This window comes from Amycolatopsis sp. FDAARGOS 1241, from assembly GCF_016889705.1.
In the GTDB taxonomy this organism is placed as follows: domain Bacteria; phylum Actinomycetota; class Actinomycetes; order Mycobacteriales; family Pseudonocardiaceae; genus Amycolatopsis.
The window spans coordinates 4045520-4059211 of sequence record NZ_CP069526.1 but is presented as its reverse complement, the minus strand read 5'-3'; the positions used below and the strand labels follow the sequence as shown (position 1 = coordinate 4059211).

The 13692-nt window shown below is 71.9% G+C and carries 12 protein-coding genes; 1 reads left to right on the top strand and 11 read right to left on the bottom strand.

What is annotated here, in order from left to right; translation table 11 throughout:
• Nucleotides 1–44: 44 nt before the first annotated feature.
• From I6J71_RS19975 to I6J71_RS19935, 9 genes are all read right to left on the bottom strand, one after another.
• Nucleotides 45–1022: a zinc-binding dehydrogenase gene (locus I6J71_RS19975; protein WP_239155069.1), complete on the bottom strand. Its 978-nt coding sequence runs from the start codon at nucleotides 1020–1022 to the stop codon at nucleotides 45–47.
• A 119-nt stretch (nucleotides 1023–1141) separates the two neighbouring features.
• Nucleotides 1142–1978: an oxidoreductase gene (locus tag I6J71_RS19970; protein ID WP_204096090.1), complete on the bottom strand. Its 837-nt coding sequence runs from the start codon at nucleotides 1976–1978 to the stop codon at nucleotides 1142–1144.
• Nucleotides 1979–2553: 575 nt separating this feature from the next.
• Nucleotides 2554–4998: an FAD-dependent oxidoreductase gene (locus tag I6J71_RS19965; RefSeq protein ID WP_204096089.1), complete on the bottom strand. Its 2445-nt coding sequence runs from the start codon at nucleotides 4996–4998 to the stop codon at nucleotides 2554–2556.
• A 23-nt stretch (nucleotides 4999–5021) separates the two neighbouring features.
• Complete coding sequence (gene purU, locus I6J71_RS19960) at nucleotides 5022–5864, bottom strand: formyltetrahydrofolate deformylase (RefSeq protein ID WP_204096088.1); 843 nt, start codon at nucleotides 5862–5864, stop codon at nucleotides 5022–5024.
• Nucleotides 5849–6445 carry a sarcosine oxidase subunit gamma gene (locus tag I6J71_RS19955; RefSeq protein ID WP_204096087.1) on the bottom strand — a complete coding sequence of 199 codons (597 nt, stop codon included), beginning with the start codon at nucleotides 6443–6445 and terminating at the stop codon, nucleotides 5849–5851. Before I6J71_RS19955 ends, purU begins: the two co-directional genes overlap by 16 nt.
• Complete coding sequence (locus tag I6J71_RS19950) at nucleotides 6435–9104, bottom strand: 2Fe-2S iron-sulfur cluster-binding protein (protein ID WP_204096086.1); 2670 nt, start codon at nucleotides 9102–9104, stop codon at nucleotides 6435–6437. The genes I6J71_RS19955 and I6J71_RS19950 overlap by 11 nt, the downstream gene beginning before the upstream one ends.
• Nucleotides 9101–9379, bottom strand: coding sequence for a sarcosine oxidase subunit delta (locus I6J71_RS19945; RefSeq protein WP_204097148.1), 279 nt, complete (start codon nucleotides 9377–9379; stop codon nucleotides 9101–9103). The genes I6J71_RS19950 and I6J71_RS19945 overlap by 4 nt, the downstream gene beginning before the upstream one ends.
• A gap of 28 nt (nucleotides 9380–9407) precedes the next feature.
• Nucleotides 9408–10631, bottom strand: a complete 1224-nt coding sequence (locus I6J71_RS19940) for a sarcosine oxidase subunit beta family protein (protein ID WP_204096085.1) — start codon at nucleotides 10629–10631, stop codon at nucleotides 9408–9410.
• Complete coding sequence (locus I6J71_RS19935; protein WP_204096084.1) at nucleotides 10628–10855, bottom strand: hypothetical protein; 228 nt, start codon at nucleotides 10853–10855, stop codon at nucleotides 10628–10630. Before I6J71_RS19935 ends, I6J71_RS19940 begins: the two co-directional genes overlap by 4 nt.
• A 96-nt stretch (nucleotides 10856–10951) precedes the next feature.
• Here I6J71_RS19935 and I6J71_RS19930 point away from each other — a divergent pair, with 96 nt between their 5' ends.
• The gene (locus tag I6J71_RS19930) at nucleotides 10952–11599 is read left to right on the top strand and encodes a GntR family transcriptional regulator (RefSeq protein WP_204097147.1); all 648 of its coding nucleotides are present in this window, start codon (nucleotides 10952–10954) and stop codon (nucleotides 11597–11599) included.
• Nucleotides 11600–11602: 3 nt separating this feature from the next.
• Here the strand turns inward: I6J71_RS19930 and I6J71_RS19925 are convergent, their stop codons facing one another.
• Nucleotides 11603–12724: an aromatic ring-hydroxylating dioxygenase subunit alpha gene (locus tag I6J71_RS19925; protein ID WP_204096083.1), complete on the bottom strand. Its 1122-nt coding sequence runs from the start codon at nucleotides 12722–12724 to the stop codon at nucleotides 11603–11605.
• A gap of 316 nt (nucleotides 12725–13040) precedes the next feature.
• Nucleotides 13041–13622 (bottom strand): TetR/AcrR family transcriptional regulator, encoded by a 582-nt coding sequence (locus I6J71_RS19920; RefSeq protein ID WP_204096082.1) that lies wholly within the window; start codon nucleotides 13620–13622, stop codon nucleotides 13041–13043.
• Nucleotides 13623–13692: the final 70 nt, after the last annotated feature.

The following is a 13692-nucleotide window of genomic DNA, read 5'->3' as shown; positions in this document are numbered from 1 at the left end:
GGTCCGTGGGCACGGTCCCCCGACCCGTGCCCACGGACCGGCCTTCACGACCGGTTCGGGTCCACCAGGATCTTCGGGCCGGCACCGGGCGGGCGGCGGCCGGCGAGGACGTCGGCCACCCCGTCGAGACCCACGGTCGCCGCGACGATCGGCCGCGGGTCGACGTCGCCTTCCGCGTAGCTGTCGATGACCGCTTCGAGACCGGGTGACGCGCTGAGGATCCCGACCGCCGTGACGTCCTTCAACGCCAGCTGCCGGGTGTCGACGGTGCTCGGCTCACCCGCGAGTCCGATGTAGACGATGCGGCCGGACGGTTCGACGAGGCCGAGCGCGGCCGCCGGGACGGCCCGGTCGCTCGTCGCGTCGACGACCGCGTCGACCGGTGGCCCGGGCGGCTCGGCCGCGGCGGCGAAGCCGAGATGCCGCGCGAAGGCGATCGACTCTTCCGTGACGCCGACCAGGTAGACCTCGGCGCTCGCGGCCCGCAGGAACATCGCGGTGAGCAGCCCGATCGTCCCGGGCCCGTAGACGGCGACGCGCGTGCCGGCGTTCGTCCCGGACTGCTCGCCCAGCGCGGCCCACGCCGCCCGCAGCGCGTTCCCGCCAGGTTCCACGAGCGCCCCGGCCACCGCGTCGACGTTCGCCGGCAGCTCGTGCAGCGACGTCACCGGCACGGCGATCTTCTCCGCCAGCGCTCCGGCCCGCCCGCCGCGGATCCCGACCTCCTGTCGGTCGGCGCACACGTGCTGGTGCCCGCCGCGGCAGCGGCGGCAGTGGCCGCACCCGAGCATCGTGTCGCCGGCGACCCGCCGGCCGGCCCACGCCGGGTGCACGCCCTCGCCCGTCTCGACGACCGTGCCGCACCACTCGTTTCCGATGCGCATCGGGTACCGCGCCTGGCCGTCGGCGAGGTAGTGCATCTCCCCGGTGAAGAACTCGAAGTCGGTGCCGCACACCCCCGCGCGCTCCACGGCCACCACGACCTCGCCGATCCCCGCCGTCGGCTCCGGTACCTCGGCCACCGTGGCTTCTCCGGGACCGGTGATCACGAAGGCCCTCACCGGGGCAGCCCGGCACGTTCGCACATGCGGCCGATGCTAGCGCCCCGCCGAGGCGCTGCGGATGCGGCGAGCCGACGACGTCACTCCCCGGGCGGGAAGTCGGCCGAGCGGCTCACGTCGGCCCACTTCTCGGCTTCCGCGGCGCGTTCGGCGGACGAGCGGGCGGCCAGCTCGACGGCAGCGGCGCCGAGGATGAGGCGGCGGGGCGGGTCGTCGTGGTCGACGACGTCGAGGATGATCTTGGCGGCGCGAGCCGGGTCGCCGGGCCAGGTGGCGGAGTCTTCCCGGCGACGGTTCATCGCGCCGACGGACTGTTCGTAGTCGGCCCCGACCGCGTCGACGCGCATGGACGAGCCGGCCCAGTCGGTGCGGAAGGCACCGGGCTCGATGATGAGCACCTTCACCCCGAAGGGGGCCACCTCGTTGGCCAGCACCTCCGAGAAGCCCTCGACCGCGAACTTCGCGGCCTGGTACGCGCCCATCCCGGGCGAACCGCCGACGCGGCCGCCGATGGAGGAGAACTGCACGACGTGCCCCGAACGCTGGGCACGCAGGACCGGCAACGCGGCCTTGGTGATGTTGACGACGCCGTAGAAGTTCGCGTCGATCTGGGCGCGGAAGTCGTCGTCGGGCATCTCTTCGATGGGAGCGGAGTTCGCGTAGCCGGCGTTGTTGACGACGACGTCGAGCTTGCCGAACGCGTCGACCGCCGCTTGCACGGCCGCGCGGGCCGCCGCCGGATCGGTGACGTCGAGGGCGATCGCGCGTACGCGGTCGCCGAACTCGGCGACGAGATCAGCGAGCTGTTCCGGGTTGCGAGCGGTGGCGACGAGCCGGTTCCCGTTCTGGAGGACCGCCCGGGCCAGCTCCCGGCCGAAGCCGCGGGAGCTGCCGGTGATGAGCCAGGTCTTGGTCATGAGTGCCTTCCGGAGTTCGTTCCTACGCACTCCATCAGACACCGATCCGGCCCATCCGTCAACCAACCAGTTAGTTAGTTAGGCCACTGCCGCCTGGCGGCGCACCGCCTCCTTGATCGCCGAGGCCCGCTCGACGAGCCCGGCCACCGAGGCGACGGCCGCCGGCAGAGCCGGGAATTCGTCGCCCGGAACCCGGCCAGCCGCGCCTCAATCGCCACCCGGCCTGTACCACCGCCGAGCGCACCGCCTCCACCGCGGCCGCGAGGTCCAGCGACGCCCCACCCCGGGCCGGCCGCCGCTCGGCCGGTGTCAGCAGACCACCCGCCGCGGTGATCACCTCCACCGAAGGCAGGCACGTCGCTACGGCCTCACCGGCTCCCGCCGCGCCGCCGGCGCGTCCCGCTCCGCGAGCCGCAGCCCGCGCAGCCAGCCCCCCGACGCGCCGTCACCCGTGCGCGCGAGCAGTGCCGCCGCCTGGGCCAGGGCCGGCGCGGCCACCGTCCCGCCCGCCGGCGCCGAAGCCCCGGGGCGCGGCGCGGGACTTCAGGAACTGGTCGCGCACGACCGCACTCCCTTCAGCGCCGGATCCGCTCCATGCCCGGGTCGACGAGCGGTTCGGCGGCCACCGTCGCCGCCACCCGCCGGCCGAAGTACTCGATCTCCACCGCGTCGCCGATCGCGACTGTGCCCGGCAGCCACGCATATGCGATCGGCCGGTGCACGGTGTAGCCGTACGCCGCGCTCGTCACGTACCCCGCCGGCGCGCCGTCGACGAACACCGGTTCCTTGCCGAGCACCACCGTGCGGCCGTCGTCGACCGTGAGACACCGCAGCCGCCGCGACGCCGTCTCCTCGGTGCGCCCCGCGATCGCGTCCCGGCCCGCGAACGGACCTTTCTCCGGGCGGACGGCGAACCCGACCCCGGCCTCGTACGGGTCGTGCTCGGTCGTCATGTCCGTGCCCCACAACCGATAGCCCTTCTCGAGCCGCAAGCTGGTGAAGGCCGCGCGGCCGGCCGCGATCACGCCGAGCTCCTGCCCGGCCGCCCACAACATGTCCCACAGCCGCAATCCGTTGTCCGCCGAGGTGTAGATCTCCCAGCCGAGCTCGCCCACGTAGGACAACCGCATCGCCGTCACCGGCACGCCGGCGATCCGCGCCGGGCGCGCCCGGAAGTACTTCAGACCGGTGTGCGAGAAGTCCTCCGCCGACAGGGGCTGCACGAGGTCGCGCGCGAGCGGTCCCCACACGCCGAGGCAGCACGTTCCGCCCGTGATGTCGCGAACGCGTACGTCCTGCGGCCGCAAGGAGGTGAAATACGCGAGGTCGATGTTGCCGTTGATCCCGACCTGGAACACGTCCGGCTCCAGCCGCGCCACCGTGATGTCGCTGCGCACGCCCCCCGCGTGGTCGAGCAGCAACGTGTAGGTCACCGAGCCGACGGACTTGTCGAGCTGGTTCGTCGTCAGTCCCTGCAGGAACTCCAGCGCCCCCGGCCCGCTGATCTCGACGCGCTTGAGCGGGGTCATGTCGTAGAGCGCCACACCGTTGCGCGTGTGCCAGGCCTCGGCCGCCACGATCGGCGAGTGGAATTGACCGGCCCATGCGTCGCGCGCCGGCGGCAGGTACTCGTGCGGGAGCTGCTTCACCAGCGGCGCGTTGGCCTCGAACCAGTGCGGCCGCTCCCAGCCGCCCGCCTCCAGGAACACCGCGCCCAGCTCGCGCTGGCGGACGTTGAACGGGCTCACGCGCAGGTCGCGCGGCGAGAGCTTGGGCTGCAGCGGGTGCAGCACGTCGTAGATCTCCACGAAGTTCTGCTGCGCGGTCTCGCTCACGTACTCCGGCGCGAGCTGCACGTCCTCGAACCGGCGGACGTCGACCTCGTGCAGGTCGGTGTCGCTGCGGCCGTGCACGAGCAGTTCAGCGACGGCCTTCGCGATGCCGGCCGAGTGCGTCACCCACACCGCCTCGGCGATCCAGAACCCGCGCACGTGCTCCGACTCCCCCACCAGCGAGCCACCGTCGGGGGTGAAGGAGAAGAGGCCGTTGAAGCCCTCCTCGACCTTGGTCCGGCCGAGCGCGGGCAGCAGCAGCTTGCTCTCCTCCCACGACGGCGCGAAGTCCTCCTCGGTGAACGGCAGCATGGAGGGCATCGCCGATTCGGTGACACCACCGTCCACTGTGGCCGGTTCCGCGGGCATCGGCCGGTGGGCGTACGAACCGATGCCGAGCCGGTCCACGTGCTCGCGGAAGTAGAGGTCCTGGTCCTGGTGACGCAGGATCGGCAAGCTCGCCTCCGTCGTTTCGGTGGCACGGCCCACGAGCTCCGCGACCTGGCCGGTCCTGGCGTACTGGTGGGCCAGCGGCAGCAGCGGCACGCTCATCCCGGCCATCGCGCCGAGTTCACGGCCCCAGAACCCGGCGCAGGACACCACGACGTCCGCAGCGAACTCGCCCTGGTCCGTCTCGACGCCGGTGACGCGACCGCCGGCCTGCTTGATGCCGGTGACCTTTGTGGAGCCGACGAACCGCGCCCCGCGTGACTCCGCCCGGCGCGCCAGCGCGACCACGGCGCGGGAGGCCTTGGCGAGCCCGTCGGTCGGCACATACAGCGCGCCGAAGATCTTCGACCCGTCGAGCAACGGCCAGCGGCGCACGCACTCGTCGACGTCGATCAGGCGGGCTTCGACGCCCCACGAGGTGGCCCAGCCCTGTTTGCGGTGCAGGTCCTGCCAGCGCGCCGGTGTGCCGGCGACCTCCATGCCGCCCACTTGGTGGAAACACGGCAGCCCGTCGACCTCGAGGCCGCTGAGCTTCTCGACGGTGTAGGTGGCGAACTCCGTCATCGTCTTCGACGGGTTGGTCTGGAAGACGAGGCCGGGGGCGTGCGAGGTGGACCCGCCCGTGAGCGGCAGCGGGCCCTGGTCGAGCACGGTGACGTCGGTCCAGCCGCGGGCGGTGAGCTCGTCGGCGAGATTGGCGCCCACGATGCCGGCGCCGATGATCACGACTCGGGTCATGACAGAACTCCAGGGCAGACGGATTACCGGAAGACGACGGTGCTGTTGCCGTTGAGCAGGACACGGCGTTCGCAGTGCCAGCGGACCGCGCGGGACAGGGCGAGCGCTTCGACGTCGCGCCCGACCGTCACGAGCTCACGAGGCGAGTACGTGTGGTCCACGCGCTGCACCTCCTGCTCGATGATCGGGCCCTCGTCGAGGTCGGGGGTGACGTAGTGCGCGGTCGCGCCGACGTACTTCACACCCCGGTCGCAGGCCTGGTGGTAGGGCTTCGCGCCCGTGAAGCCAGGCAGGAACGAGTGGTGGATGTTGATCGCGCGGCCGTCGAGCTTGCCACACAGCTCGTCGGACAGCACCTGCATGTAGCGGGCGAGCACGACGAGGTCGATCTCGTGTTCCCACAGCAGGTCCAGCAGCCGCTGTTCGGCTCCGGCCTTCGTCGCGGGCGTCACCGGCACGTGCTCGAACGGCACCCCGGCGGCCTCGGCCGTCGGGCGCAGGTCCTCGTGGTTGGACACCACGAGCGTGAGTTCGGCGCCGAGGCTGCCGGCGCGCCACCGGAAGAGCAGGTCGTTGAGGCAGTGCCCGAACTTCGACACCATCACCAGCACCCGCGGCGCGGTGCCGTCGGCGAACTCGAACTCCATGTCGAAGTCGCCGGCCACCGGGACGAACGCCCGCCGCAGATCGTCCACAGTGGCCGGTACGGAACAGGTGAAGGACGTGCGCAGGAACAGCGAACCGCGCACGTCGTCGTCGAACTGCTGGTGCTCGACGATGTCGCACCCGCGCTCCAGCAGGAACGTGGTGACGGCGTGGACGATGCCCGCGCGCTCGGGACACTTCAGGGTCAGCGTGAACGCCACGGTTGCTCCTCGGTGTACTCGGCCGCCGCGTCGGCGAGCCACGCCGCGAAGTACGGCGCGAAGGACGGGCGTACGAGCACGGTGAATTCGTCGCGTTCGCGCACGAGCAGGACGATGCCGGTGCGGCCCAGCAGCGTCTGCACGCACGTCCCGGGCGGCGACACGGCGGGGTCCAGGTCGATCGCGCAGCCGTGGGCGAGCACGTCGCGCACCGCCCGGCCGGCGAGCTGCACCGTGGTGCGCTGCGCCGACGTGTCGGTCACGGCTCCGAGGTCGATCGCCTGGCGCAACGCCGTTTCCGCCGGCTCGGCGACGCCGGGCCCGCCCAGCACGAGCCACTCGTCCGGGCCCAGCCACAGCACGTCGACCGCGCCGAAGGGGCCCGCGCCGGACGTGAACGTGCAGGGCCGCACGGGCAAGGGCACGCCCAGCGCGGCACCGACGCCCTCGTGCCCTTCGCGCACGCGCACGGTGAGCTGAGCCAGGAACGGCCGCTCCTGGACGAGGAGCTCCGGCCCGAGCGAAGCGAACAGCGCCGCCTGGTCCGCCAGCGATGAACGGCGGGTCACGTCAACCGTCACGGCGGCTTCCCTCCTTGTCGAACAGCACGGAGTCGGTCACGGTCACCGGCACGACCGCGTCGCCGACCGGCACGTACAGCGTCTGGCCCAGGCGTTCGCGCCCCGAGCGCACGAGGGCGAGCGCGAACGTGCGGCCCAGCGCCGCGCTGCGGTAGCTGGACGTGACGTGGCCGAGCATCCGTACCGGCGGCTCGGGCACGTGGCCGGTTTCGATGAGCTGCGAGCCTTCGGGCAGCAGCACGGCGGGGTCCTGGGGCAAAAGGCCCACGAGCTGCTTGCGGTCGGGCCGCAGGTTCTCCGCCCGGCTGAAGGAGCGCTTGCCGAGGAAGTCCGGTTTCTTCTTCGACACCGCCCAGCTCAGGCCGAGGTCCTGCGGGGTCACCGTCGCGTCGGTCTCCTGGCCGATGATCGGGTAGCCCTTCTCGGCGCGCAGGACGTGCATCGTTTCGGTGCCGTACGGGGTGATCCCGTACTCCGCGCCCGCCTCGAGCAGCGCTTCCCACAGCGCGATCCCGTACCAGGAAGGCACGTTGATCTCGTAGGCCAGTTCACCGGAGAAGCTGATCCGGCACACGCGGGCCGCGAGGCCGGCGACCTCGGTGTCGCGCCACGTCATGAACCCGAACGCGTCGTTGGACACGTCGAGGCCGGGCGCCACTTTGGCGAGCACCGCCCGCGACCGCGGGCCGACGAGCGGGATCGTGGCCCAGTGCTCGGTCACCGAAGTGGCGAAGACGCGCAGGTGCGGCCACTCGGTCTGCAGCCACTCCTCCAGCCACTCGAGGACCATGGCCGCGTTGCCGGTGGTCGTGGTGACGAGGAAGCGGTCCTCGGCCACGCGGCTCACCGTGCCGTCGTCGATCACCATGCCGTCGACACCGCACAGCACGCCGTAGCGGATACGGCCGACCTTGAGGCTGCTCATCACGTTCGGGTAGAGCAGATCCAGGAACGCCGGCGCGTCCGGCCCCTGCACGTCGATCTTGCCGAGCGTCGATCCGTCCATGAGCGCGACGCCGGTGCGCGCGGCCCGGCATTCGCGCAGCACAGCGGTTTCCCGGTCCTCGCCGGCCCGTGGGTAGTACCACGGGCGCTTCCACTGGCCGACGTTCTCGAGCTCCGCGCCGTGCGCGACGTGCCACGGGTGCAGCGCCGTCACGCGCGCCGGGTCGAGCAGCTCCCCGCGGTTGCGGCCGGCGAGCGCGGCGAACGGCACGGAGGTGTAGGGCGGGCGGTAGGTCGTGGGCCGCTGCGTGGCGAGGTCGGCGCCGAGGACGTCCGCCGTGATCCCAGCGGCGAGCAGACCTGACGTCTTGCCCTGGTCGTGGGCAGTGCCGATGGTCGTGTAGCGCTTCACGTGCTCCAGCGACCGCAGGCCGGCGCCGGTGGCGCGCAGGACGTCGGACACCGTGGCGTCGCGCTGCAGGTCGACGAACCGGGTGTCCACCGCGGACTCCGGAGCCGGGACCTGCCAGAGGATCTTGGCTTCCGGCAGGCCTTCGCCCGCGGCGGCGCCGACGACGCGCACGTGGGGGAGGTCGCCGTCCGGGACGTATGCGCCGAGCTGCGGGGCGAAGCGCAGCGCGCCGCACGCCTGGCTGAACAGGTGCACGGCCGGGTTCCAGCCGCCGGACACGAGCAGCAGGTCGCACGCGAAGCGATCCCCTTGCGCGGCCCCGAGTTCCGCGACGACGGCGGACGTGATGCGGTCACCACCCGCGGTGCCGATGACGCCGTGGCCGGGGCGGACCTCGATGCCCCTCGCGGCCGCGGCAGCCGCCAGGTGTGCCGGAACCGTCTCCCGCGCGTCGGCGAGCACCGCGATCTCCGCGCCGGCGCCGGCGAGGTCGAAGGCGGCGGCGTAGGCGCTGTCGTTGGTGGTGAACACGACCGCACGCTGGCCGGCGAGCACACCGTAGCGGTGCAGGTACGTGCGCGCGGCGCCGGCGAGCAGGATGCCGGGCCGGTCGTTGCCGGGGAACACCACCGGCCGTTCGTGCGCGCCGGTCGCGAGCACGATCTCCTTCGCGCGGATCCGCCACACCCGCTGGCGTGAGATGCGTACCGGGGTGGTGCCGAGGTGGTCGGTGCGGCGTTCCAGCGCGAGCACGAACCCGTCGTCGTAGAGGCCGAACGCGGTGGTGCGCGACAAGTACCGCACGCCGTCGGGCACCGGGTCGACCGGTTCGCCGGTGCCGAGCCGCGAACCGCCGGGTTCGGGCTGGTCGTCGACCAGGAGCACGCGGCCTTCGGCTTCGCGCGCGGCCGCGAGTCCTGCTGGGCCGGCACCGACGACGAGGACGTCGCAGTGCACGTGCTTCGTGTCGTAGCGGGCCGGGTCGGGCTCGCTCGCCAGCCGGCCCCGACCGGGCAGGCCGCGCGCCGCGAGGCCGTCGAACAGCTCGACGGTCGTCGCCGACAGCATCGGCTCGGGGAAGGGTTTCTCCACCTGCACCAGCGCGGTCGCGTCCTCGACGCCGGCCGCGAAGACGCCCCGCGGGCGGCCGTACTCGATGCTCGTCGCGACCTGGTGAATACCGTTCGCCAGCAGCGCCGACGCCAGCGTGTCGCCGCGGAAGCCGGTGAGCTCGCGGCCGTCGAAGGTGAACTTGAGCGGGGCGGCGCGGTCGACGCGCCCCCGGTCGCGCAGCCGGGTCACGGGATCACCGGCCTCGACTCGTCGAGGCGGTAAACGGCGCGCAGGGCGTGGGTGCTCGTGTCGCGCACGGCGTTGAACCAGCGCCGGCAGCCGGCGCTGTGCGTCCAGCGCTCCGCGAGCTCGCCCTTCGGGTTGGCGCGGAAGAACAGGAACTTCGCCCACTCCTCGTCGGTCAGCGCCGACGGGTCCTGCGGGTAGGCGACGTGCGCCTGGCCGCCGTAGTGGAACTCGGTCTCCTCACGGGGACCGCACCACGGGCACGGGATGAGTTGCACGGTCACGCCTCCTCGGGTCTGGGGCGGGCTAGTGGGCGACGGCGGCGGCGCCGTGCTCGTCGACGAGGGCGCCGGTGGTGAACCGATCGAGGGTGAACGGCTCGGCGTACGGGTGCGGCTTGCCCTTCGCCACGGTGTGGGCGAAGCAGAACCCGACACCGGGCGTGGCCTTGAACCCGCCGGTGCCCCAGCCGCAGTTGACGTAGAGGTTCTCCACCGGCGTGAGGCCGACGATGGGCGACGCGTCCGGGGTGACGTCGACGATGCCCGCCCACGTGCGCAGCAGGTGCGCCCGCGCGAACACCGGGAACAGCTCGAGGGCGGCGGCCATCTGGTCCTCGATGATGTGGAACGACCCGCGCTGCCCGTAGCCGGCGTAGGAGTCGATGCCGGCGCCCATCACGAGCTCGCCCTTGTGCGCCTGGGAAACGTAGACGTGCACGGCGTTCGACATGACCACGGTCGGGTGCACGGGTTCGAGCAGCTCCGACACGAGCGCCTGCAGCGGGTGGGACACGAGCGGCAGGTCGAAGCCGGCCAGCGCGGCGACCACGGACGAGTGCCCGGCGGCGCACAGCGCGACCTTGCCCGCGGCGATCCGCCCGCGCGTGGTCTGGACCGCGGTGACGCGGCCGCCGGTCGTCTCGATCCCGGTGACCTCGCAGTCCTGGATGAGGTCCACGCCCAGCGCGGCGGCCGCGCGCGCGAAGCCCCACGCCACGTAGTCGTGCTTCGCGATCCCCGCGCGCGGCTGGTAGGTGGCGCCGAGCACCGGGTAGCGGACGTCGGGTGAGGTGTCGACGATCGGGCAGAGTTCCTTCACCCCGGCCGGATCCACCCACTCGGCATCGATCCCGTTGAGTTTGTTGGCTTCCACCCGGCGGACGCTGTCCCGAACGTCCTGCAGGCTGTGCGCGAGGTTGAGCACCCCCCGCTGGCTGAAGAGGATCGGGTATCCGAGGTCTTCCTCGAGGCCCTCCCACAGCTTGAGCGAGTGCTCGTAGATGCCGGAGCTCTCGTCCCACAGGTAGTTGGACCGGATGATGGTCGTGTTGCGGGCCATGTTCCCGCCCGCGAGCCAGCCTTTCTCCAGCACGGCGACGTCGGTGATGCCGTGGACCTTGGCGAGGTAGTAGGCGGTCGCGAGGCCATGGCCGCCGCCACCGACCACGACGACGTCGTAGGAGCGCTTCGGTTCCGGGTTGTCCCAGAGGAAATCGGGGTGCTCGGGCAGGTCGGCGCCGCGGGTCATCGCGGGGCCTCCAACCCGGGGTGGAGCGGAAACCGTTCGGTGAACCTGGCCACGCGTCTGCGGCGTTTTTCGGTGACGTCGTCACTGAAGTTCTCGCCGGCGCTCAGCGCGATCGTCGCGGCCCACCGGTGCAGCTCGGCCCCGACGCCGGCGGCCACGTCCGGGTCGAAGGCCAGCGGGGAGCGGCCGAGCTCGGCGTCCGCTCGCCCGATCGTCGCGGTCATTCCTGCCTGCTCCCGTCCGTGCGCTTACTGGTCGACTTCTGATATATCAATCGTCGATGTAGAGTAGGCCGGGTGAGCACCCCGGTCAACAGCCCGATGCCCGTCAGCGGCCCGTCACTCGCCGAGCAGGCCTACCTGTTCATCCGCGACCGCCTCGTGATGCTGGACATCAAGCCCGGCGACCCGATCAACGAGGACTGGCTGGGCGACACGCTCGGCATGGGGCGCACCCCCGTGCGCGAGGCGCTCAAACGCCTCGAAACCGAGCGGCTCGTCGTCGCCTACCCGCGCCGCGGCACGTTCGCCACGGACGTCAACATCTCCGATCTGGCGCACATCTCCGAGGTGCGCCGCACGCTGGAGCCGATGGCGACGGCGGCCGCCGCACAGCGGGCTTCGGAAGCCGACCGAGCCGGCCTTACAGTGCTGCGCGAGCAGCTCGCCGAAAGCGATCCGGCCCACCCGGGTGACAACACCGAACTGCTGCGCACCGACCTCGAGCTGCACCGCGGCATCTACCGGTGCGTGCACAACCCGTTCCTGGAGGACACGCTCATCCACTACGACAACCTCGCCACCCGCATCTGGTGCGTGTTCCTGCCCCGCCTCAGCGGCATGGCCGGCCACGTGAACGAGCACCTGCCCCTGCTCACGGCGATCATCGAAGGCGACGCCAAGAAGGCCGCCGACCTCACTCTCGACCACGTGACCGGCTTCGAAACCGCGATCCGCGCGCTGATCTAGCGGCTACTCGCCGATCCGCGCGCGGACCCAGTCGTGGAACGCGCCGATGTGGTGCTCGCTGGGCACGAGGACCCCGCCGCGAGCGTACGAGCGCGAGCCCATCGCGAGCTGGCACCGTTCGCACGCCTCGAAGTCCTGCAGGTTCACGCGGTGGAACAGCTCCACCGAGCGCGTGAGGTCCACTCCGGACTCCACGACCTCCGGCAGGTACAGCCAGTCGCACACCACGAGGGTGCGGTCGGGGGCCAGCGGGACCATCCGGTGCAGGATCACGTGGTCCGGGACGAGGTTCACGAACACCTGCGGGCGGACGGTGATCGCGTAGTAGCGGCGGTCCTGGTGCTCGCCGACGCCCGGCAGCCGCGTGACGCCCGCCGTGCCGTCGACGGTGAACCCGGCGACGTCCGCGCCGAACTCGGCGCCGTGGCCCACGTAGTACTGCGCGGCGTAGCCCCCGGCGAACTCCGGCAGCACCTCGGTGAGCTCCGGGTGGATCGTCGCGCAGTGGTAGCACTCCATGAAGTTCTCGATGATCTGCTTCCAGTTCGCCTTCACGTCGTATTCGATGCGCCGGCCGAGCGAGAGGCCGTCGAGGCCGTACGCCTCGATCTCCGCCCGGCCGCCGAGGCGGTCGGACACGTCGGCCATCACGGTCTGCTCGAACGACGGCGGTTCCTCGGCCAGGCTGACCCACGCGTACCCGAGCCACTCGCGCACGGCCAGGCGCGTGAGGCCGTACTCGGTGCGGTCGACGTCGGGCATGCCGGTGAGGTTGGGCGCGGCGATCAGCTTGCCGTCCAGCCCGTAGGTCCAGGCGTGGTACCTGCACTGGAACGCACGCTTGACCCGACCTTCGGCGTCGGTGCACAGGCGGGCGCCACGATGGCGGCAGACGTTGAGGAACGCGTTCACCTCGCCGCCGCGCCCGCGCGCGACGAGCACGCTCTCGCGTCCGATTTGGACGGTTCGGAACGCGCCGGGCGCCGCCAGGTCCGCGCTGCGCACGGCGCAGAACCAGTCGTTCTCGAAGATCAGCTCCTGCTCGCGCGCGAAGATCCCCGGGTCGGTGTAGTAACGGCCGGGCAGCGTCGGCAGCAGGCTCTGCGGCAGGTCGGTGGTCGTCACCGGCGGTGCTCCTCTCGGGGCGGGACGATCGGTGCGGGAAGTTGTGGGGCACGACTGTGCGGACGTCGCCACCGGGCACGGTGCTCAGCGCCATGATCAGCACGGTGATCATGTTGCGCGATACGCGCCAGGTTGCTCTCTCCGGAACACAATGCGGGCCACCGCCGACGCTGTCAAGAACCGGGGTTTTCGCGTCACCCGATTACCTCACCGCAGGTGAAGCTGGTGCGCGGGCACGGTTTCCGCCCCGCGGGCAGCCCGGAGTAACCCGGGCGGTACGGCCAGTCCCGAGCGGGAACTTTTCAGAGGCACCGGCTCAGGCCGGCGGGCCTTCGATGGCGCGCCGGAACAAGGCTTCGATCTCCGGGCGGGCCGGGGGCGGATCGGCGAGGGCCGCCTGCATGAGCAGGCCGCAGAACAGCCCGGCGAGCAGCCGGCCGGTGAGCGGGTCGGTGCGGGAACCGAACAGCTGGATGAGGGCGTCGTCCCAGGCGGCGCTGGCCGGCCGGAGCCGCGGGCGGTGCAGGGCGGCCACGTAGAGGTCGTATTCGACGACGGTGTGGGGGTAGAGCTCGTGGAGGTAGCCCATGACGAGGTCGGCCAGGGCCGCGGCGAAGTCGGCGCCCGGGTCGAGCTGCTGCTCCCACTCGTGCAGCTCGCGCACGTTGTTCGCCGCGGCCGCGTGCAGGGCCACTTCGAGCAGGTCGTCGAGCGTCGCGAAGTGGTAGGTCGTCGAACCGAGCGGCACGCCGGCCGCCGCGGCGACCGCCCGGTGGGTGAGGCCGTCGATGCCGCGCTCGGCCACGACCTGGATGGCCGCCTTCGCGATCCGTGCGCGTCGCTCGGGGTCGTTCGGGCCCCGCAGCTTCCTGCGCCCGGCGGTGTCCCTCGTCGCCATCACCACCCAGCCCCTTCGCCGACCGGCCGTTCGCCGGCACCCGCGATCGTCGCACGTCCCCGGGCCGGGG